Origin of the sequence: Pseudoalteromonas prydzensis, from assembly GCF_011050055.1 — a bacterium.
Lineage (GTDB): Bacteria > Pseudomonadota > Gammaproteobacteria > Enterobacterales > Alteromonadaceae > Pseudoalteromonas > Pseudoalteromonas prydzensis_A.
This window is the reverse complement of sequence record NZ_DRGM01000119.1, coordinates 18,210-37,585: the sequence shown is the minus strand read 5'-3', so window position 1 is coordinate 37,585 and position 19,376 is coordinate 18,210. Positions and strand designations below refer to the sequence as shown.

General features: G+C 41.2%; 17 protein-coding genes. 4 read left to right on the top strand and 13 right to left on the bottom strand.

Annotated elements, in window-relative coordinates:
• Positions 1-426: 426 nt before the first annotated feature.
• The 3 genes from ENH88_RS11115 to ENH88_RS11105 all read left to right on the top strand — a co-directional run bounded on the left by ENH88_RS11115 (position 427) and on the right by ENH88_RS11105 (position 3,484).
• Entirely contained in the window at positions 427-1,713 is a 1,287-nt protein-coding gene (locus ENH88_RS11115) for a citrate synthase (protein ID WP_304182306.1), read from the top strand.
• Between the two features lie 129 nt (positions 1,714-1,842).
• Positions 1,843-3,057, top strand: coding sequence for an aminotransferase class V-fold PLP-dependent enzyme (locus ENH88_RS11110; protein ID WP_304182305.1), 1,215 nt, complete (start codon positions 1,843-1,845; stop codon positions 3,055-3,057).
• Between the two features lie 13 nt (positions 3,058-3,070).
• Positions 3,071-3,484: a SufE family protein gene (locus ENH88_RS11105; RefSeq protein WP_304182304.1), complete on the top strand. Its 414-nt coding sequence runs from the start codon at positions 3,071-3,073 to the stop codon at positions 3,482-3,484.
• On the opposite strand, the gene tcdA is transcribed toward ENH88_RS11105, so the two are convergent.
• The 7 genes from tcdA to ENH88_RS11070 are packed head-to-tail and all read right to left on the bottom strand — an operon-like array spanning position 3,481 to position 10,954.
• Positions 3,481-4,281 carry a tRNA cyclic N6-threonylcarbamoyladenosine(37) synthase TcdA gene (gene tcdA / locus ENH88_RS11100; RefSeq protein WP_304182303.1) on the bottom strand — a complete coding sequence of 267 codons (801 nt, stop codon included), beginning with the start codon at positions 4,279-4,281 and terminating at the stop codon, positions 3,481-3,483. The genes ENH88_RS11105 and tcdA overlap by 4 nt on opposite strands.
• Positions 4,282-4,953, bottom strand: coding sequence for a TIGR01621 family pseudouridine synthase (locus tag ENH88_RS11095; protein ID WP_304182302.1), 672 nt, complete (start codon positions 4,951-4,953; stop codon positions 4,282-4,284).
• The gene (gene kdsB, locus ENH88_RS11090; RefSeq protein ID WP_304182301.1) at positions 4,946-5,719 is read right to left on the bottom strand and encodes a 3-deoxy-manno-octulosonate cytidylyltransferase; all 774 of its coding nucleotides are present in this window, start codon (positions 5,717-5,719) and stop codon (positions 4,946-4,948) included. The genes ENH88_RS11095 and kdsB overlap by 8 nt, the downstream gene beginning before the upstream one ends.
• On the bottom strand, positions 5,707-5,904 hold the full coding sequence (locus tag ENH88_RS11085; protein ID WP_016709634.1) for a Trm112 family protein: 198 nt from the start codon (positions 5,902-5,904) through the stop codon (positions 5,707-5,709). The genes kdsB and ENH88_RS11085 overlap by 13 nt, the downstream gene beginning before the upstream one ends.
• A complete protein-coding gene (lpxK, locus tag ENH88_RS11080) occupies positions 5,894-6,874 on the bottom strand; it encodes a tetraacyldisaccharide 4'-kinase (protein ID WP_304182300.1) in 981 nt (326 codons plus the stop codon). Before lpxK ends, ENH88_RS11085 begins: the two co-directional genes overlap by 11 nt.
• Complete coding sequence (msbA, locus tag ENH88_RS11075; RefSeq protein WP_304182299.1) at positions 6,871-8,616, bottom strand: lipid A export permease/ATP-binding protein MsbA; 1,746 nt, start codon at positions 8,614-8,616, stop codon at positions 6,871-6,873. Before msbA ends, lpxK begins: the two co-directional genes overlap by 4 nt.
• A 58-nt stretch (positions 8,617-8,674) precedes the next feature.
• Positions 8,675-10,954 (bottom strand): DNA internalization-related competence protein ComEC/Rec2, encoded by a 2,280-nt coding sequence (locus ENH88_RS11070; protein WP_304182298.1) that lies wholly within the window; start codon positions 10,952-10,954, stop codon positions 8,675-8,677.
• On the opposite strand from ENH88_RS11070, the gene ENH88_RS11065 reads away from it, so the two are divergent.
• A complete protein-coding gene (locus ENH88_RS11065; protein WP_304182297.1) occupies positions 10,934-11,440 on the top strand; it encodes a DUF2062 domain-containing protein in 507 nt (168 codons plus the stop codon). The genes ENH88_RS11070 and ENH88_RS11065 overlap by 21 nt on opposite strands.
• 104 nt (positions 11,441-11,544) lie before the next feature.
• Here the strand turns inward: ENH88_RS11065 and ENH88_RS11060 are convergent, their stop codons facing one another.
• The 6 genes from ENH88_RS11060 to pyrD form a co-directional block, all read right to left on the bottom strand.
• Positions 11,545-13,281 (bottom strand): DUF3466 family protein, encoded by a 1,737-nt coding sequence (locus ENH88_RS11060; RefSeq protein WP_304182296.1) that lies wholly within the window; start codon positions 13,279-13,281, stop codon positions 11,545-11,547.
• 11 nt (positions 13,282-13,292) lie between these two features.
• Positions 13,293-15,212, bottom strand: a complete 1,920-nt coding sequence (gene uup / locus ENH88_RS11055; RefSeq protein WP_304182295.1) for an ATP-binding cassette ATPase Uup — start codon at positions 15,210-15,212, stop codon at positions 13,293-13,295.
• Between the two features lie 15 nt (positions 15,213-15,227).
• On the bottom strand, positions 15,228-15,464 hold the full coding sequence (locus tag ENH88_RS11050) for a glutaredoxin family protein (protein WP_304182294.1): 237 nt from the start codon (positions 15,462-15,464) through the stop codon (positions 15,228-15,230).
• On the bottom strand, positions 15,457-17,574 hold the full coding sequence (gene rlmKL, locus ENH88_RS11045) for a bifunctional 23S rRNA (guanine(2069)-N(7))-methyltransferase RlmK/23S rRNA (guanine(2445)-N(2))-methyltransferase RlmL (protein ID WP_304182293.1): 2,118 nt from the start codon (positions 17,572-17,574) through the stop codon (positions 15,457-15,459). Before rlmKL ends, ENH88_RS11050 begins: the two co-directional genes overlap by 8 nt.
• Positions 17,575-17,664: 90 nt before the next feature.
• Positions 17,665-18,195: a cell division protein ZapC domain-containing protein gene (locus ENH88_RS11040; protein WP_304182292.1), complete on the bottom strand. Its 531-nt coding sequence runs from the start codon at positions 18,193-18,195 to the stop codon at positions 17,665-17,667.
• Positions 18,196-18,316: 121 nt separating this feature from the next.
• Positions 18,317-19,327, bottom strand: a complete 1,011-nt coding sequence (gene pyrD, locus ENH88_RS11035) for a quinone-dependent dihydroorotate dehydrogenase (protein ID WP_304182291.1) — start codon at positions 19,325-19,327, stop codon at positions 18,317-18,319.
• Positions 19,328-19,376: the final 49 nt, after the last annotated feature.

Here is a 19,376-nt window from a genome sequence, read left to right as displayed (position 1 = left end):
GGTCTTTGCTTTTTCACAGTTACTTGCCCATCTTGCCCACTAGGAGCTCATCTACTTGTTTTTCTTAACCCATCAGGAAACGATTTTCTGATGGAACTATCTAAGCAAAGCTCTTTTTAGCAACAAAGTTCACATTTATGCAAAAATTAGCTGCAAAAATTACATTTACCTACAGACAATACGGTATAAAACCTTCGATAGTATATATAGCCAAAGGTCTTTTTACAATTCTTGTTTAGTTAGAGACGTTTGCGAATTAGCCAATGGTATAATATTTAATCCCGTCAGAATATTTATTATACATTTGTGCATAATGTTTATAAAAATTGACTTTAACCCCCTCTTTCACGTTAAAATGAAAAGAATGTGCTTAAACAGATTCAGAACATAACAATCAGAGTTGTTATCTTAATAGGAGATAAATAGATGGCGGATAAGAAAGCCACGGTCCATATTGATGGTCTAGATCCAATCGAACTTCCAATTTACCAAGGCACTGCCGGTCAAGATGTAATTGACGTACGTACGTTAGGTGCTCACGGCCACTTTACCTATGATCCAGGTTTCATGTCGACTGGTTCTTGTGAATCTTCAATCACTTACATTGATGGCGGTAAAGGTATCCTACTGCATCGCGGTTACCCGATTGAGCAGTTAGCAGAAGACTCAGATTACGTTGAGTTATGTTATTTGCTATTAAACGGTGAGTTACCTACGAAAGAACAATACACTGTTTTTGCATCAGAAATCACCCATAGCACTATGCTAGATGAAAAGATTGCAAATTTCTTCCAAGGCTTCCGTTTTGACGCTCACCCAATGGCAATGCTGTGTGGTGTAGTCGGTGCATTATCATCTTTTTATCATGAAGACCTTGATATTACGGATGCAACGCAGCGTAAAACCAGTGCAATTAAATTAATTGCGAAGTTGCCGACAATTGCGGCGATGGCTTACAAATATAATGTTGGTCAACCGTTTGTTTATCCACGTAATGATTTAAGCTACGCAGAAAACTTCTTACATATGATGTTCTCTGTACCAGCTGAAGAATATAAAGTTAATCCAGTGACTGCTAAAGCAATGGATAAAATCTTTATGCTGCATGCTGATCACGAGCAAAATGCATCAACGTCTACAGTACGTTTAGCTGGCTCTTCTGGTGCTAACCCATATGCATGTATTGCAGCGGGTATTGCTTCACTTTGGGGCCCTGCGCACGGCGGCGCTAACGAAGCATGTTTAAACATGCTAGAAGAAATTGGTTCAGTTGACCGTATTGATGAATACGTTGCTAAAGCAAAAGATAAAGCAGATCCGTTCCGTCTTATGGGCTTTGGTCACCGTGTTTACAAAAACTTCGACCCACGCGCAACCGTAATGCGTCAAACCTGTCACGAAGTGTTAGCTGAACTTAACATTCAAGATCCATTACTTGATATCGCGATGAAGCTTGAGCAAATTGCACTTGAAGACCCATACTTTGTTGAGAAGAAACTTTACCCTAACGTAGATTTCTACTCAGGTATCATTTTAAAAGCAATCGGTATCCCTACTAGCATGTTCACTGTGATCTTCGCAATGGCACGTACTGTAGGCTGGATCACGCACTGGGATGAGATGCTTTCTCAACCTGGTCATAAGATCAGCCGTCCACGTCAGCTTTATACTGGTCACACTCACCGTGACTACGTAGCAACTGACAAGCGTTAATCGTTATTTAATGCTAAAAAGGCCGCATTTGCGGCCTTTTTTGTGTTCTGCTCTTGAGAAAAATCATAAACTGATTACAATTCTCGCTCATTTTTAAATTCGGCTTGTTATGTTAGATGTTGAAACGTTATGTTTGATGTAGAAAAAATCCGTGCAGACTTCCCTGCTCTGACGCAACTTATTAACGAGCAACCGCTGGTTTATCTTGATTCAGCAGCGACCACACAAAAGCCATTAGCGGTGATCACTGCCACTGAGCAGTTTTACGCGCGTAACAACGCCAATGTGCATCGCGGCCGCCATACCCTCAGTGAGCAAGCTACCCACGCCTATGAACAAGCCAGAGCGACAGTCGCTGACTTTTTTAATATTGCCGTCAATGAGCTAGTCTGGACCAAAGGCGCAACAGAAGCGATAAACCTTGTTGCCAACGGCTTAACTGAGCAACTAAATAGCAATGCTACCATTGTTATTTCTGCGTTAGAACATCACGCCAATATCGTGCCATGGCAACAACTTGCAAAACGCACTGGGGCAACGCTACTGGCCTTGCCTTTACAGCAAAATGGTCGTTTTAATATTCAGCAATGTGTTGAATTTATTCAGCAACACAAGCCAACGGTGCTTGCAATCACGCACGCATCTAACGCACTGGGTAATATCACCCCTCTGGAAACGATTTTACACGCAGCAAAACAACAAAATACCATTACCCTTGTTGATGGTGCACAGGCAGCTTTACATTTACAACCTGATTTACAGCAACTGGATTGCGATTTTTATGTTTTTTCAGCACATAAAATGCTCGGCCCAACGGGTTTAGGTGGTTTATATGGACGTTATGAGAAATTAAATAGTCTCAGTGTCTATCAAACCGGTGGGGAAATGATTGAAACAGTCACATTAACGGCTGCAACCTTTCGCCAAGCACCCGCTAAGTTTGAGTCTGGTACGCCAAATATCGCTGCTGTGATTGCTTTTGCCCACGCAATTGAGTATTTGAACGCATTAGATACGACTAATGTCTATGCTCATGAACAAGCTATTTTTAATTATGCCGCAGAAAAACTGCAAGCCATCGATGGTATAACCATTTACAGCGACCTAAAAAGCAATATTGGTACCCTGTGCTTTAATTACAAAGATGAACATCCTTACGATATTGCTACGTTATTAGATGGTTTTGGTATCGCAGTTCGCAGTGGTCATCATTGTACCCAACCACTGATGCAACATTTAGCTATAAACGGCAGTGTTCGCGCCAGTTTCGCATTTTATAATAATCACCAAGACGTTGATTTATTCATCGCAGCTTTGCAAGCGTGCATCGCGTTATTAGACTAAATTCGGATAAGACATGATTAAAACGTTTAAAGAAATTGCGCAATCCCTTGAAAGTGCGCCAGCATGGCAACAAAAATACCGAGAAATAATGCTACTAGGAAAACAATTACCGCCTATGCCTGAGGTATTAAAAACCAACGATGCCCTGGTGCCTGGCTGTGAAAGTAAAGTTTGGCTGTATTTAGATTTTGATCTAGAAGAGAATACCTTGGTTATTGTGGGAGACTCTGATACGCGAATTGTTAAAGGCTTACTGGCAATTGTGTTAGCCTTGTATAATGGCTTAACCCCAGCGCAAGTGATAAACACCAATGCCTTTGCAGAATTTCAACGATTGGGACTTATTCAGTATTTAAGCCCATCCCGCGGTAATGGTATCAAGGCCATGGTTGAACGAATTCAAACCATGGCGCAACAAAAAAATTAGCCTTTGATATTACGAGCGCAGCGGTCTAAATATTTACGCACCGCTTTAGCCGCGACAAAAAAGCCAAAACTGCCAGTGATCATAGTCACAGAGCCAAAGCCATTATTACAATCCATATTCATACTGCCATCGGCATTTTGTTTTGCATGACACACACTGCCATCCGTACCAGGATAAACCAGTTGCTCTGTGGAATAGACACAATCGATATTGAATTTACGTTTAGGGTTGCTGCTAAAGTTGTACTGCTTACGCAAAATATAGCGTACTTTCGCAAGCAAAGGATCTTGGGTCGATTTTGCAACATCACCAAAGGTTATTTGGCTAGGATCAGTTTGCCCACCGGCACCACCTGTGGTGATCACCGGTATTTTGTTACGTTTACAGTGCGCTATTAGCGCTGCTTTTTCTTTCACTGCATCAATGCAATCAATCACATAATCAAAGTTTTGAATATGTTCCGCAATGTTGTCCAGAGTAATGAAATCATCAATCACCTTGATTTCACATGCTGGGTTAATAAGCTCACAGCGAGTTTTCATCGCCTCAACTTTAGCTTCACCCACAGTGCCCGTTAGCGCGTGAATTTGCCGATTGACATTAGTGGCACAAATATCATCAAGGTCAATCAGCGTTAGCTTGCCAACCCCAGTTCTTGCTAATGCTTCTGCGGCCCAAGAGCCAACACCACCAATGCCTATGACACAAAAGTGTGCGCTTTGCAGCCATGCAAATTGTTGTTGTCCATATAAGCGTTTTATACCGCCAAAACGAATATCGGTTACAGAGTCTGTCATTTACCAATCCAATTGCCATGGCTGTTGCCATGTGTGAAAGTTTTCGTGTTCCGTTAATTGCCCAAACTGGGTGGTACTATCGGGTTTACACACATAGTGGTACTGTTTATTTTGCCAACTAAAACAAATTGCATAAGCATGCAAATAGGTACGCTGTGCTGTGGTGCCACCATAAAGTGAATCACCTAAAATAGGCGCAGCTAAGCTTTTTAATGCAACCCGTAATTGATGGGTTTTTCCTGAATATGGCTTTAAAATAAAGCCACGTAAGTTCGCCGCAACACTGAGCGAATAAAAACGGGTGATCGCCGGATTGTCAAAACTTTTTAAAAGCTTGAAGCTACTACGACGAGACTTAGCCATATCCCCTTTCACCCAGCCTTGTTTTTTCTTCGGCTTGGCATCCGATAATGCCAGATAAAACTTATCAATCTCATGCGCAGTAAATAAGCGTGTAAACTCAGCTGCCGCGACACTGCTACGCGCTAAGATAATTATACCCGACGTCACTTTATCTAAGCGATGCACCGCATAGAGTTTTTCATTTAACTGTTGCTCAGCAAGTACCACAAAACCGGGGCCCTCTTCACTGTGAAAATTAAGGCCCGCTGGTTTTTCAATAATATAAAAATCATCATGCTGAGCATGCACTGTTAAAATGGGCTTATTCACTCGCAGCTTTACTTTGTAAGTAGCTTACCACACGCGCTAAATCTTCTGGCGTATCAACCCCAGCATGAGGCGCTATTTGCGCTTGCTCAATTTTAATTTGGTGACCATGGTAAAGCACACGTAATTGCTCTAACGATTCTAATTGTTCAAGCGGTGAAGGAGTCAACTCAATGTATTGTTTAATAAACCCAGCTCTATACGCGTAAATACCCACATGCCGTTGATAGTTCGCGGTATTTAGCTGATGATTATTTGCCGCATCCATCATATTGGCACGATCAAAGGGGATGCTGGCACGGGAAAAATACAAGGCATTCTTATTAATATCACTGACCACTTTTACTGCATTAGGGTTGAGTATTTCTGCAATATCGTCTATCGCAACACTTAAAGTCGCCATTGGTGCAGACGAGTCTGCCAGCAATGCAGCAACTTGCGCTACATTTTCTGAGGCTAACAGTGGCTCATCACCTTGCACATTGACAACAATAGTGTCATCAGCTAATGCCAGTAATTCCATCACTTGGGCAAGGCGTTCAGTACCCGACTGATGGTCTTCACTGGTCATTAATACGTCTTTGGTAAATACACTGACAGCGTCGAAGACTTTTTGATGATCGGTTGCAATAACCACTTTGCTCGCACCCGCTGCCATTGCTTTTTCGTACACGTGTTGGATCATCGGTTTGCCACAAATATCCGCTAAGGGCTTACCCGGTAACCGGCTAGACGCGTAACGCGCCGGAATAACAACTACGAATTCCACTTTTCAATCTCTTGTTGCGATAACTCGCGCGCTTCGTTCTCAAGCAATACCGGAATATCATCACGAATTGGGTAAGCAAGCTTTGCAGCCGTGCTGATCAGCTCATTGTTTTCTTTGTCTAAACGTAATTTGCCTTTACACACTGGGCAGGCAATTATTTCAAGTAACTTTGTATCAAAGGCCATCGAGGATCCCTTTTTCTTTTAGTAATAAATTTAGTTTAGTAACCACCGCTGCGGATGGCTCTGCATCAACAGGTAGAAAATACCACGTTGGTTTTGCAAATGATTGACATTTTACCGCATCTTTTTCTGTCATAAACACTATTTCATCATTAAATTGTGCAAAATCAGCTGCGTTGTACGCATAATGATCACGATAATGATGACAACTCAATAGGGAAATCCCCTGCTCGCGTAAGCTATTTTCAAAGCGTTGTGGATTTCCTATTGCACTAATAGCATGGCCTTCAAGCAAGGCTGTTTGCGCAGGCGTTGCATTGGCAACAGTTAATAATTCAGCACTTTTAAGTTGATAATTAAATGGATCATTACCACCATTTTCAATCACTAAATCAACAGATTTTAAACGCGCTTGCGTTTCTCGAAGCGGCCCCGCAGGCATAATAAAACCATTACCAAAGCGACGCTGGCTATCGACAATGCAGCACTCTATGGCTCTGGCCATTTTATAATGTTGCATACCATCATCGGAGACAATCACATCTAGCTGATGCTCGGCAAGTAGCTGCTTAATGTTGGCTTCTCTGTTTGGCCCAACCACCACCGGACACGCTAGCCTGCGCTGTATTAATACCGGTTCATCGCCTGCATTTTCTGGGCTGGTATTCGCCGTTACGCTCAGCGGGTAATGTTCACTGTGACCACCATAACCACGGCTGATCACCCCCACCTTTAAATTACGCTGTTGTAAGTAGCTAACCAGCCAGATCACAAAAGGCGTTTTACCATTGCCGCCAACACTAATATTGCCAACAACAATTACAGGCACTGGGCTTATGTAAGCTTTGCATAACCCGATTTGATACGCCACGCGGCGCAGTGTGCTGAGCAACCAAAACAGTAAACTTAAAGGCAGCAGTAATACAGTGATCAAACTGATACCTTGATACCAACTTTGCTCTATTTTACTCACCCGTGCTCACCAAATTGCATTTTGCATAACGCTGAATAGGTGCCGTCTTTTTCAAGGAGTGCTTGATGGTCGCCACTTTCAATCACTTGGCCATTATCAATAACATAAATTCGGTCGCTGTTTTCAATGGTCGATAAACGATGAGCAATCACAATGGAGGTTTTATTTTTCATTAAATTTTCAAGCGCTTGCTGTATCAGCTTTTCAGACTCAGTGTCCAATGCGGATGTTGCTTCATCTAAAATCAAAATTGGCGCATCTTTGAGAATTGCCCGCGCAATGGCAATACGCTGACGCTGGCCGCCTGATAACATCACGCCATTTTCACCGACCATGGTATCCAGACCATCTGGTAAGTCTTTAACAAACTCCCAAACATGTGCTTGTTTTGCCACATTCAACAGCTCATCATCGCTAAGTGAACGTGCAATACCATAACTGATATTATTGGCAATGGTGTCATTGAATAACACCACTTGCTGGGATACTAGAGCAAATTGGCGACGTAAATCTGTTAACTTATAATCCGCCAGTGGCACGCCATCGAGTAAAATCTCACTCGGTGGTTGTAAGTCATAATAGCGTGGTAATAAGTTAGAGATAGTTGATTTACCAGAACCTGAGCGCCCAACTAAGGCAATGCTCTCGCCTGCTTTAATGGTCAGTGATAAATCCTTTAATACTGGTTCATCTTTGCTAGGGTAGCTAAATGTAACGTGTTTAACCTCAATATGCCCTTGCACTTTATCGACCCTGACGGAGCCTGTGTCTTTTTCCACCTCTTCATCAAGTACTAAAAAGATACTCTGCGCGGCTGAAATGCCCCGTTGTAAGTCACTATTAACATTAGCAAGTTGTTTAAGCGGGCGTAAAAGCATCATCATTGATGAGATCAACACCACAAAATCACCCGAACTTATGGTATCAATCATCGATGGCATTGCAACCACCCATAAAATAACCGCCATGGCACTGGCCGCTAAGATTTGAATTACCGACACACTCAGCGCTTTGGTGGCATCCATTTTTATCCGTTGTTGGCGGTTATGGTTATTAATTTTAGCAAACTGCTCTATTTCTTGATGCTGACCACCAAAGCCATGAATCACTTTATGACCACTGAGCATTTGCTCTGAGCTGCGAGTCACTTGCCCCATAGCTGATTGTATATTTTTAGAAATATGGCGAAATCGTTTTGAAACAACAGAAACAATAATAGCCACTAATGGGATGATAATTAAGAAAATTAATGACAATTTCCAGCTGGTATAAAACATCACAGCCAGTAAAAACACCACAAAGGCACCTTCGCGTACAACAACCAACATCGCTTTCGTTATGGCTTGCTGTACTTGCTCGGTATCGAAAGTAATTTTTGAAATCAAATCACCCGTTGAGTTTTGATCATGAAAAGCAACGGGTAAATGTAAAATATGTTCAAACAATTGCTGCCGTAACGAACGCACAACTTGTGAACCCACATAACTTAAGCAATAAGACGACATATAATTAAAAATACCACGGCCTATCACTAATGCGATGACTATTAATGGCGCATATTTTAACACATCGTCGTTGCGCTGATTTAAGCCCTGATCTATAAAGGGTTTCATTAATTGGATAAATAAAGCATCCATGGCTGAGTAACCAATCATGCCGACCACTGCTAAAATAGCAACGCTTTTATAATCACCCACATACGTCAATAAACGCTTATAAATTTGTGATGTAGTTTGATCCATAACACTCTCTTATTCATAGTCTGTGGCTATTGTAGCCTCCAGCTACACAAAACTAAACTCAATCTTTTAGAAACCAATAACTTTCATCATCACGAGCACGGTTTATCGTGTATTGATGCGAATAAAATGCAACCTTTATCTGACCATGCGCGGCCGTGCTGTATTGCATTACATTGTGATCAGCATAACGTGCGACAACGTGTCGATGTGGCAATTGCCACTGTCCTTTATATGCTGTTGAATGGATCACAAGCTCAGGGGCAACAGCGCTGATAAACAGCTCACTTGATGAGGTATTACTGCCATGGTGAGGGCTAAGCAACACAGTGCTTTTAAGTAAGCTTTGCTGGGCTATTAATTGGCTTTCTCTTTTTGTTGAAATATCGCCAGGGAGTAAAACACTAAACTGACCATCACTAATATGCACAACACAGGAGTTATCGTTGTCGCTTTTTAAATGCTCTGCGGGCTCAATAACAGTAATCGTTAAATCATAAAAGCGATATTCGCCCGCTTTACAACCCTGCTCTGGCCCATTTGGCTGCAGTAGCCTAAAAGTATGCTGATAGCCGTGCTGCAGCCAATCAGTTAGTCCACCAATATGATCTTTATCCGTATGACTGACCAGCGTCACTTCGACTTCAATCCCCATACTGGTTAAGTAAGGGACTAAGGTGCTGTTGATCCGCGTAAAAGTATTAAAATACACCGGACCTAGATCATAAATAAAGCCTTTACCTTGGTTGCTAACTAACACCATAGTGCCGTGTCCTACATCAAACACATCAAGCTGCCAGCGGGGTTTTGGCTGTAAATATTGATCGAAGAATGTAACTGCAATTGGTAAACAAGCCATTAGCCGCCACGGTAAAAAACACACGATTAAAACCGCGAGATAACTGCTAATAAGCCATTGTAAGCTAAATTGTGATGTATCCAACCAGCGATAATCGACGGGCAGCAACAGTAAGCTCTGATAAGCATGCTGTAATAAATAATCAAACACGCCAATTAAGCCACTGATATCGACTCCCAAACTTAGCACTGAAAACAGCACTAAACTTGGCATTATAATAAAACCAAGTATTGGTATAGCGACTAGATTGACTACTAAGCCAATCACACTAATACCATTAAAATAATAAAGAGATAACGGTAATAAACCTATAAACAAAGCTATCTGTAAGATAACAAGCGTTTTTATGATTGCTACTAAGCCTACCCTGGAGATTGAAATAACGCTGAACACCCAAAAAATGATTACCACGGCAGTGAATGAAAAATAAAGCCCAGGGTTAAGTAGGCTAAATGGATCAATAAGTAATACACACACCAAGGCAAACAAAATACTGCGCCAACGTAGTGCTTGCTTAGCATAGTAATAAATAAGCAAATAGCAGCCTAACATGATCAAAGCTCGGGTTGCTGAAACGATAAAGCCGCTTAAGTAGACATAACTAAAAGCCAGTAAAAACCCACCAAAACTATAGATAAGCGATAAATTTAACTGTTGGCCCAGCGGTTTAACCATAAAGTTCAGACAACTTATTACACTGCGAGTGATGAAAAAACCGATACTAAACATTAAGCCTATGTGCAGCCCTGAAATTGCCAATAAGTGGCTAATGCCAAATTGCTGTAATTGCTCCTTTTGAGCAAAACTCATAACGCTACGATCTCCTGTTAACAACGGGTAGTACAACCAATTTAAGGTGCTGCTCTGGTAAGTGTTTTTGATAAATTGCCGATACGATTTGATCAGATCAGTGCTTGTGCTTTTAGATATTTCAATATAATTCCCAATTTGTTTGCCTTTAAAGAATACCCGTTCACTAAATGCATAACGCTCTTTATCAAACACAGCATAGTTTTTTTGGCTGCGATATTTAGCTAACTGCAGCCAAGTTGTAATATTATCGCCAACCTCAAGCAACTGCTCGCTTTTTAACGTGATCAGTGCAAAAGGAGGTTTAATGATTGACTGAGTTTGTTGGTTAATCTTATTAAGCTGAACTTTTAAATAATAATGATCGCGCTGAGAAATAATCTCAACAACAGTGATGTGGCTGTGGTATGGTTGATTTTCATGCAGAACTAAAGGTGAAATTGTATAGAAGTTAGAAAAATGTCCCCAAACACAGCAAATTCCACAAATAAAACCTAACAATACACTGTAAAACGGCTTAAAATAAGCGCTCGCAATTAACAGAGATAATGCGAAAACTGTAAATACAAGGGTCTGATAATAAAAAACGGTTACAATACAACCAACAACAAACCCAACGCTTAACCAAACAGATGTAAATGGTTGCTTTAAATGGCTAAAAAAACGATCCAACGGTTTTTACCCGATCACAATAAAGTTAAACATCATAAATATTTAAAAATTTTTGGTCGTTTACTCCACGATGCCAATTTATGGCATTTAAATCGTCGCTCAGCTCGGGGAGCTTTTTCCGTGGGTTTATTTTTCGCTTTCATCCCTGTTCCTTTTCAAATGGTGCTTGCTGCAGCACTCGCTATACCGTTAAGAGTCAATCTACCTATTTCAGTCGCCGTAGTGTGGATCACCAACCCGCTAACAATGCCGCCTATATTTTATTGTTCATATTTAATTGGCGTATTAGTGTTAGGTCAGCCTGAACAACATTTTGCATTTGAGCCTAGTTGGCAATGGTTTCTAGAAAGCTTAACCACCATCGGCCCTGCTTTTCTAGTCGGTTCACTGATCTGTGCGAGTCTGGCCTCAGCAGTAGGCTATTTTGGTGTTGATTTATTATGGCGTCGTTCAGTACGCAAAGCCTGGTTAAATCGCCACAAATAGTAAACGTTCCTAATTTAGTAAAAGTATAGACAAAAAAAAACCTGCTGAGTTAAAGCAGGGTTTTTTATTTGCATACGATTAATGAAACTCGTGCGGTTTAGCTATTAATTACGCAACACACGACGTAAACCGACTAAAGGTAACAACAACAATGTATACCAAGGGAAACTAGCTGATTGACGTTCGTAAGTATCTGTTTCAGGAGCTGTACAGCTCTCAACTTCACCATTGATAGGTGATAACTTTACTGGTACAACGATACTTTCGTATTCTATTTTGCCGTTAATGTCACGGACAATGCCGCCTAATGAATCAGTTTTTTCCACTGTTTTGGTGGCAACACCAAAAATTTCATTGTTATTGTTGATTACTTTTGCCTCTGACACCACGTATTTATAACGTGTTTCACCGTCGGCTTCATAACACGGTAAGAAATCATTGAGGTTAGTAATGCTATCTTCACCAATCTTATATAAGAAGCCTTCCCGGCGTCGTGAGCCGACATTAAATACGTCGGTTTCACCTTCACCGACAATGTAGCCATTATCATTAATATCATTGCCTACTGACGCAGAGCTATTAAAGAAATCCGTTGGAAACACAGTACTGTTGCTTGCTATGTCATGATAGAAAAACTTGAATCGGTTTGCACCATCAATTACTTTGATACCATAACCGACAATCACATCGTTTGCATTGATTGCCAGTGCTTTACCACCAGTCCAATCATCATCTTGATTAAGAATTTCAACAACTTTACCGTCTTTATAATAAACGGGTAAAGAGCGAATCGTTGCAGCGCGATCATGATCACGAATATCAGAAGAACCTACAACAATACCATTACTATTAACAGCATGTGCATTACTGATAAACGCAAAGTCATCATCCTCTTCAGGTGTTAACCCTAAACCTAATAACTCTGTATTGGTGATATTTAAATTGCTGTCTAAACTCCATTTAACTGCGCGGGTATCAAATAAATGCGCTGCAGTGCTGCTATGTAAGGCTTCAATACACACGGATATTGGCTGATCTTCACCGTCACAGGTATCATCAATATTTTCTTGACGATCGGCTGGTATCCCTGTTGATACTTGACCAACAACCGTATAGCCTGAATTTGTTTTAACAATATCACTGGCAATACTTAGACCACCGTACTCATCAAACTCGGGGACTAAAGGCACAGTCACGCCATCAGGAGAGACGATAATACCTCGAGAGATAAAATCACGAACAAAACGAGTTTCTTCTTCTGTTTCCCCATCAGGTGTAAAAACAGTTTTTTCATACGGGGCACTGCCCCAACCTACTGCGGTACCGTCTTCTGCCACTGCATTATAGTTATTGCTAACTGATCGTGTAAGGCCATCATAATCGACTGATGCAAGATCAAATAGTACTTGCTCTTGGGCTTCACCATTTAAAATATTATAACCAATAATATTTGCCAGTTTTTGATATTCTGGGTTCGCTGCTTGCGCTGTTAAAAAAGAAAGCATAAAACTGTGCGCGTCAGGGTTAGTTGCCGCCGCATTATTGTTTTCAATATCATCTAGCGTAAAGGTAATTTGCTTATCAATTAACTCAAAATAGTCTTTTTGCTGATTGTACGCTCTTTCGATTAAGCTATCTGCAAAATCGATATAACTAACATCAATAGGTAAATTGTAAATGCCGTTAGCAAGGCCAATTATATGGCCATTTTCGCTGACATCTTTAACGTAGTTATGCTTTGCTTCATCTAATGTGCTCAACTCGGTTAACTGGTACGTTGCACTAAGTGCCGATGTACTCATAGTAGCTAAAATACTAGCAGCGAGTAATTTATATTTCATTTTAGTCCTTACTACTGATTCTTTAAATCTTCAAGTTCTTCCCAGCGCTCCAAAGCGGCTTCAAGGTCAGACTCAAGTTGTGCTAAATGGTTCAATTCTTTGCTGGTTACACTGGCATCTTGTTTAAAGAAATCAGCATCATTAACCACAACTTGTTGCGCTTCTAGCGCTTGTTCAAGTTGCTCCAGCTTACTGGGTAATTGTTCTAATTCAAGTTTTAATTTGTAAGAGAGTTTATTCGCTTTACTCTCTGTTTTAGCAACAGGCGTTGGCGGCGCTGCAAGTTCTTTTTTAACTGGCGTGTTTAGGTGCTTTTTTTGCTCTTGCGCTAAATAATTTACATAGGCTTCGTAGTCACTATAGCCACCGACAATATCGGTGATAACCCCATTACCTTCAAACGCCCATACGCTGGTACAGGTATTATCAATAAACTCACGGTCATGGCTTACAATTAACACGGTGCCCTGATACTGGTTAATAATATCTTCTAACAGTTCTAGCGTTTCAATGTCCAAATCGTTGGTTGGCTCATCCAGCACTAAAATATTTGACGGTTTTAGAAATAGTTTTGCTAATAACAAGCGATTCTTTTCACCACCTGATAATGCTTTAACCGGCGTACGCGCACGTGCAGGCGGGAATAAAAAGTCTTGCAAGTAGCCAAGCACATGACGTGAGCGACCATTCATCATCACTTCTTGCTTACCTTCTGCTACGTTATCTTGCACTGTCGCTTCTTCGTCTAACTTTTGACGGTACTGATCAAAATAAGCAAATTCTAGGTTAACACCTTGTTTAACAACTCCGGCATCGGCTGCAATGTCACCAAACAGTAATTTTAATAAGGTTGTTTTACCAATACCATTTGGACCCACTAAACCGATGCGATCACCGCGCATAACAATGGTAGAAAAATCATTAGCAATCACTTTGTCTTTATTAAACGCATGATTTAAATGCTTAGCTTCAAACACTAATTTGCCAGAACGATCCGCGGTTTCAATGTTAAAGTCAGTTTTACCCACTTGATCCACACGTTGTTTGCGTTCATTACGTAACTGTTTTAGTTCGCGTACACGGCCTTCATTACGCGTTCTACGTGCTTTAACACCTTGACGGATCCACGCTTCTTCTTCAGCTAAGCGTTTATCAAACAACGCATTTTGTGTTTCTTCGACTTTTAAATCATGGGCTTTTTGCTCTAAATAAGTCGCATAATCGCCTGGGTATGAAATTAACTTACCGCGGTCTAAGTCTAAAATACGAGTCGCCACTGCACGAATAAACGCTCGGTCATGAGAAATAAAGACAATGCCGCCTTTAAACTCTTTTAAAAACTGCTCAAGCCACATCACACTTTCCATGTCTAAGTGGTTGGTAGGCTCATCAAGCAATAATAAATCTGGCTCACTGACCAGCGCACGGGCAAGGGCCACTTTGCGTAACCAACCGCCTGAGAGCGACTCAAGTTTCGCTTCTGGAGAAAGCTCTAAACGGGTTAATACCAGTTGAATTCTGCTATCAAAACGCCAACCATCAGCCGTTTCAAGCTGATTTGATAAACGCTCTAATTTATTTAATAGTTGATCCGTGCATTCGGTCTGCAACTGGGTACTAACATGATGAAAATCAATGAGTAAATTAGCTATTTCAGGCATACCTTGAGCAACATAATCAAACACCGAGCCACTCGCGCCTTTGGGTGGATCTTGCTCTAATCGCGATATTTTAATGCTGCCTAACTGGTTTATTTCGCCGTCATCTAAGATAACTTGGCCATCAAGTACTTTTAATAGCGTTGATTTACCGGCGCCGTTACGGCCAACCACACAAACGCGTTCACCGGTTTCAATGACTGCGTCGGCATTATCAAGTAGCGGATGTGTGCCATACGCCAGTTGAGCTTTAGAAATTCTAATTAAATCCATATGATCTGTTTACTCTTATTCTATTTGCGTAAAAAACTGACGCACATCTTGCGAAGCAAAAGGCCAACATAATTGCGAGCCTTGTTCGCTTTTTAAAACCGGTATGCTGGTTTGATATTCTGCTATGAGCACTTCATCACTCATAATATCAACTAGCTGTAATGAATCATCAACCAACAACACCGTGATCAAACTCTGTGCTTGTTCACACAGATGGCAACCTTCGGTGTGATATAAAACCCAGTTAGCCATGGGTTATCAACCAGCTATTATGTATTTTTTTGTTGCGTTTAAAGTCTGGAGAAATTGTCTGCTCAGAGATATTTACCGCTTTTAAACCTAAACCAATTAAACCCACTTCGTCCATGGTAAAGCCACGCATGTTGTTTGAGAAAATCAATGTGCCTGATGGACTCAGGATTTTTTTAACCCATGTGAGCAGCTTAATATGGTCATTTTGCACATCAAACGCGTCTTTCATCCGTTTTGAGTTTGAAAACGTCGGTGGATCTAAAAAGATCAAATCATATTGGCTAGTGGCATGTTCAAGCCACTTCAAACAATCGGCTTGCTCAAAACGATAACGAGTGTTACTGATGTTATTCAGCTCAAAATTATCTTGGCCCCACTTTAAGTAGGTTTTTGACAAGTCAACCGTGGTTATCGCTTTCGCGCCACCGAGGGCGGCATGCACAGAGGCAGTGCCTGTATAAGCAAACAAGTTTAAGAAACGTTTATCTTTGGCGTTTTCTTGAATATAACGACGAGCGAGGCGATGGTCTAAAAACAACCCGGTGTCTAGGTAATCAAATAAGTTTACCTTAAACTTAGCGCCAAACTCTTCAACTACTTGAGTACGATTTTGCTTAGCCATTGGTGTGTATTGCTCTTCACCTTTTTGCTTTTTACGTACTTTTACAGCAATATTTCCCGGTGCGATATTGAGCTGTTGTGAGGTTAACGAAATAACGTCTTGTAAACGTTTATGCGCTGTCACATCGTCAATTTCTTTCGGTGCAGCGTATTCAAATATTACCGCTGAATCACCATAAATATCCACGGCTACATTGTATTCAGGAATATCGGCATCATAAACACGGTAAGCCTGAATATCATTTTGCTTAAGCCAATTTTTCAAGCCTTGCTTATTCTTTTTGACCCGATTAGCAAACGACATTGAGCCTTCAAAGTTCAAGGCGGGTTTATCTTCTGAGCTTTGGCTTACTTGTTTATCATCTAACTGATATAAATTAAGCACCACATCAAGTGGGCCATTTTTAAACTTATAACGCTTGAGTTTCACCAGTTTTAATAATTTAAACAGGCTCTCATCCATGCCTAAAAGCGCCAACTTCCAGTTATTAAAATGTTTTTTAAAGCCTGTGCCTAAGGCACTGTGTAAACTTACCAATTCGGCCATAGAGCCAATACGCTCACCATAAGGCAAGTTTGAAATAACCACGCCAGGTAATTTTGCCACTGAGGTCAATTTGGTTGCATCGCTTTGTTTAAACTTGATCACATCGCCTAGATCAGCTCTGCGCGCGTTATCTACGGCTTTGCTCAGTACATTAGCGTCATTGTCATGACCGATAAGCCATAATTTAGGATCGGTGATTTGCGCCGTAAGCTGTTCTTTTAACTCTTTATACTTGGCGATTCTGAAACTTGGTAGGCGCTCAAATGCGAAACCCTCGCGGAATAAACCTGGCGCTTCATTACGCGCCATACCGGCGGCTTCAATTAAAATAGTACCGGCACCACAGCATGGGTCAAATAATGGCTGTTGCACATTTTCAAGCCAACCACTGCGTTTGATCAGCGCCGCTGCTAAATGTTCCTTAATAGGTGCCTTACCTTGGCCTTCACGGTAACCACGCTCTGATAAACGAGGGCCTGAATAATCAATGTACATGGCAACACCTTGGCGCGATAAGCGCGCAACAACGCGGACATTGGCATCTTGTTTATCTACGTTTGGACGTTGTTCATATAGGTCATTAAAGTAATCAACAATGGCATCTTTGATCACTAAACCAGAAAATTGCGTATTTTTCAGCGCATCATTGGTGCCATTAAAGTCAACCGCAAAGGTTTGTGTTGGACCAAACCATTCTTGCCATGGTTGCAAGCGAGCAAATTTATATAGGCTGTCTTTATCATTTACGCCCTCTTTCTCTTCAATCAACATAAGTACACGGGTTGCAAAGCGGCTCATTAAGCACACTTTTTGTGCTAATGTAGTATCACCTTCAAAGCGTACAGAGCCCACTGTTTGTTTGGTCACCGTGGCGCCAATGTCAGTGAGTTCTTCAACTAATAAATTTTCGATTCCGATAGAAGTAAGTGCGATAAAATGCAAAGTAATAACCCTTGATAGCTAATTGCGCAGGATTATAACATAGGTTGGCAGACAAACACGCGATAAAGGCAGGAACTACAAAAAATATGCTTAAGCAGTTTTACTGTTTTGAGCGTGATTATAAATTGGATGAACGCGATTATTGAGGACCCGGATAGCCTCGAATTGATTCAAGCTTAAGTTTTCATCTAACTGAAAATGCTCAGCTAAACTTATACATAAAGAAGCATCTTTACAGTGCTCAATAATCAAAAACTCGCCAGCTTGCAGTCGGCTATGCAGTTTTACTACCGCTTCCACACTTGGCTCACTGCCTGTGTATGGGTCAAAGAACCAACTTTTTGCCAGCATAGGTTTTAAATAAAACTTTGCAGCCGTTGCATTAAGTGCGATTTGACACAATTGCGCGCCTTTCCAGACATTAAAGCCATCAAGGTATTGGTACACTTGCTGATAAAAAGCAGCGTCTGCTAAGCTAAAATTTGCTTGCGTAAGGACTGCATCGGTAAGTTGGCGGAGTTTATAAGGCGTGCACAGTTGCATATCTTGATCTAAATCGATCAACAAGCGATTTCGTACTGGACAAGCAATCCATTTCCATTGCTTTGATGCTTGTAACATGCGTTCCCTATGCTCCTTAGAAATTAATCTTATGAATAGCGGATTATAACGGCTTTTGACCAATTAATAAACATTTCTTTAGAACATTTATCGAATGATCAAAAGCTTAAATAACTGATCCTTATAAGCCTTGCAGGATCGTTTTTACCAATTGTGGGCCTTTGTATATAAATCCGGTGTATACCTGAACAAGATCAGCACCCGCTGCAAACTTTTCTTTGGCACTGGCGGCATCATCAATACCACCGACACCAATGATTGGCAGCTTGCCTGCGGTTAAACGTTTTAATTCTTGCACGACCTGAGTGGAGCGCTCACGTACTGGCTGACCTGACAGGCCTCCGGCTTCATCAGCATATTGCTGACCATGCACTGCTGCGCGCTCTAATGTAGTATTAGTTGCGATCACGCCATCAATATTATTATTTAATAATGACTCGCTCACTTGGGCAATTTGTACAGCATCTAGATCTGGCGCGATCTTTACCAGCATTGGCACTTGCTTGTTATGTTTTGCGATCAGATCAAGCTGCTCATTTTTAAGGCTTTGCAATAAATCATCCAGCGCAGCACCATATTGAAGATCACGAAGCCCCGGGGTATTTGGTGAGGAGATATTAACCGTAATGTACGATGCATGCTCGAACACTTTACGCATACAATGAATATAATCGTCTTTACCTTGCTCATTGGGGGTATCTTTATTTTTGCCGATATTGATGCCCAAAATACCATCGTATTGCGCTGCTTTAACGTTATGGATCAAGTTATCAACCCCTTTATTGTTAAAGCCCATGCGGTTAATAATGGCATTAGACTCTGGCAGGCGAAAAATACGCGGTTTATCATTACCCGCTTGTGGCCGCGGTGTCACTGTACCCACTTCAATAAAACCAAAACCCATTTTTGCAAACGCATCGATACATTCAGCATTTTTATCAAGGCCAGCTGCCAATCCAACTGGATTTTTAAATTGTAAGCCTAAAAATTCGACGGGGCGATCTGCCACTGATTGCGACCATGCAGCACTGAATGGCGTATTATTAAAACGGCGTAAGTTATGCAGTGCAAATTCATGGGCCCATTCCGCATCACGGGTGAACATAAAACGGCGAGCTAGATCGTAAAACATCAAATAATCCTCTTAATAAAAAAATACCCCAGACTAGGCTGGGGTATTG

Coding starts and splice junctions, on each gene's coding strand:
- msbA (WP_304182299.1), bottom strand. CDS start 8,616: ATGGATCAAACTACATCACAAATTTATAAGCGTTTATTGACGTATGTG.
- pyrD (WP_304182291.1), bottom strand. CDS start 19,327: ATGTTTTACGATCTAGCTCGCCGTTTTATGTTCACCCGTGATGCGGAA.
- tcdA (WP_304182303.1), bottom strand. CDS start 4,281: ATGACAGACTCTGTAACCGATATTCGTTTTGGCGGTATAAAACGCTTA.
- uup (WP_304182295.1), bottom strand. CDS start 15,212: ATGGATTTAATTAGAATTTCTAAAGCTCAACTGGCGTATGGCACACAT.
- ENH88_RS11065 (WP_304182297.1), top strand. CDS start 10,934: ATGGCTAAAAAAACGATCCAACGGTTTTTACCCGATCACAATAAAGTT.
- ENH88_RS11040 (WP_304182292.1), bottom strand. CDS start 18,195: ATGTTACAAGCATCAAAGCAATGGAAATGGATTGCTTGTCCAGTACGA.
- ENH88_RS11105 (WP_304182304.1), top strand. CDS start 3,071: ATGATTAAAACGTTTAAAGAAATTGCGCAATCCCTTGAAAGTGCGCCA.
- ENH88_RS11110 (WP_304182305.1), top strand. CDS start 1,843: ATGTTTGATGTAGAAAAAATCCGTGCAGACTTCCCTGCTCTGACGCAA.
- ENH88_RS11050 (WP_304182294.1), bottom strand. CDS start 15,464: ATGGCTAACTGGGTTTTATATCACACCGAAGGTTGCCATCTGTGTGAA.
- ENH88_RS11085 (WP_016709634.1), bottom strand. CDS start 5,904: ATGGCCTTTGATACAAAGTTACTTGAAATAATTGCCTGCCCAGTGTGT.
- ENH88_RS11115 (WP_304182306.1), top strand. CDS start 427: ATGGCGGATAAGAAAGCCACGGTCCATATTGATGGTCTAGATCCAATC.
- ENH88_RS11060 (WP_304182296.1), bottom strand. CDS start 13,281: ATGAAATATAAATTACTCGCTGCTAGTATTTTAGCTACTATGAGTACA.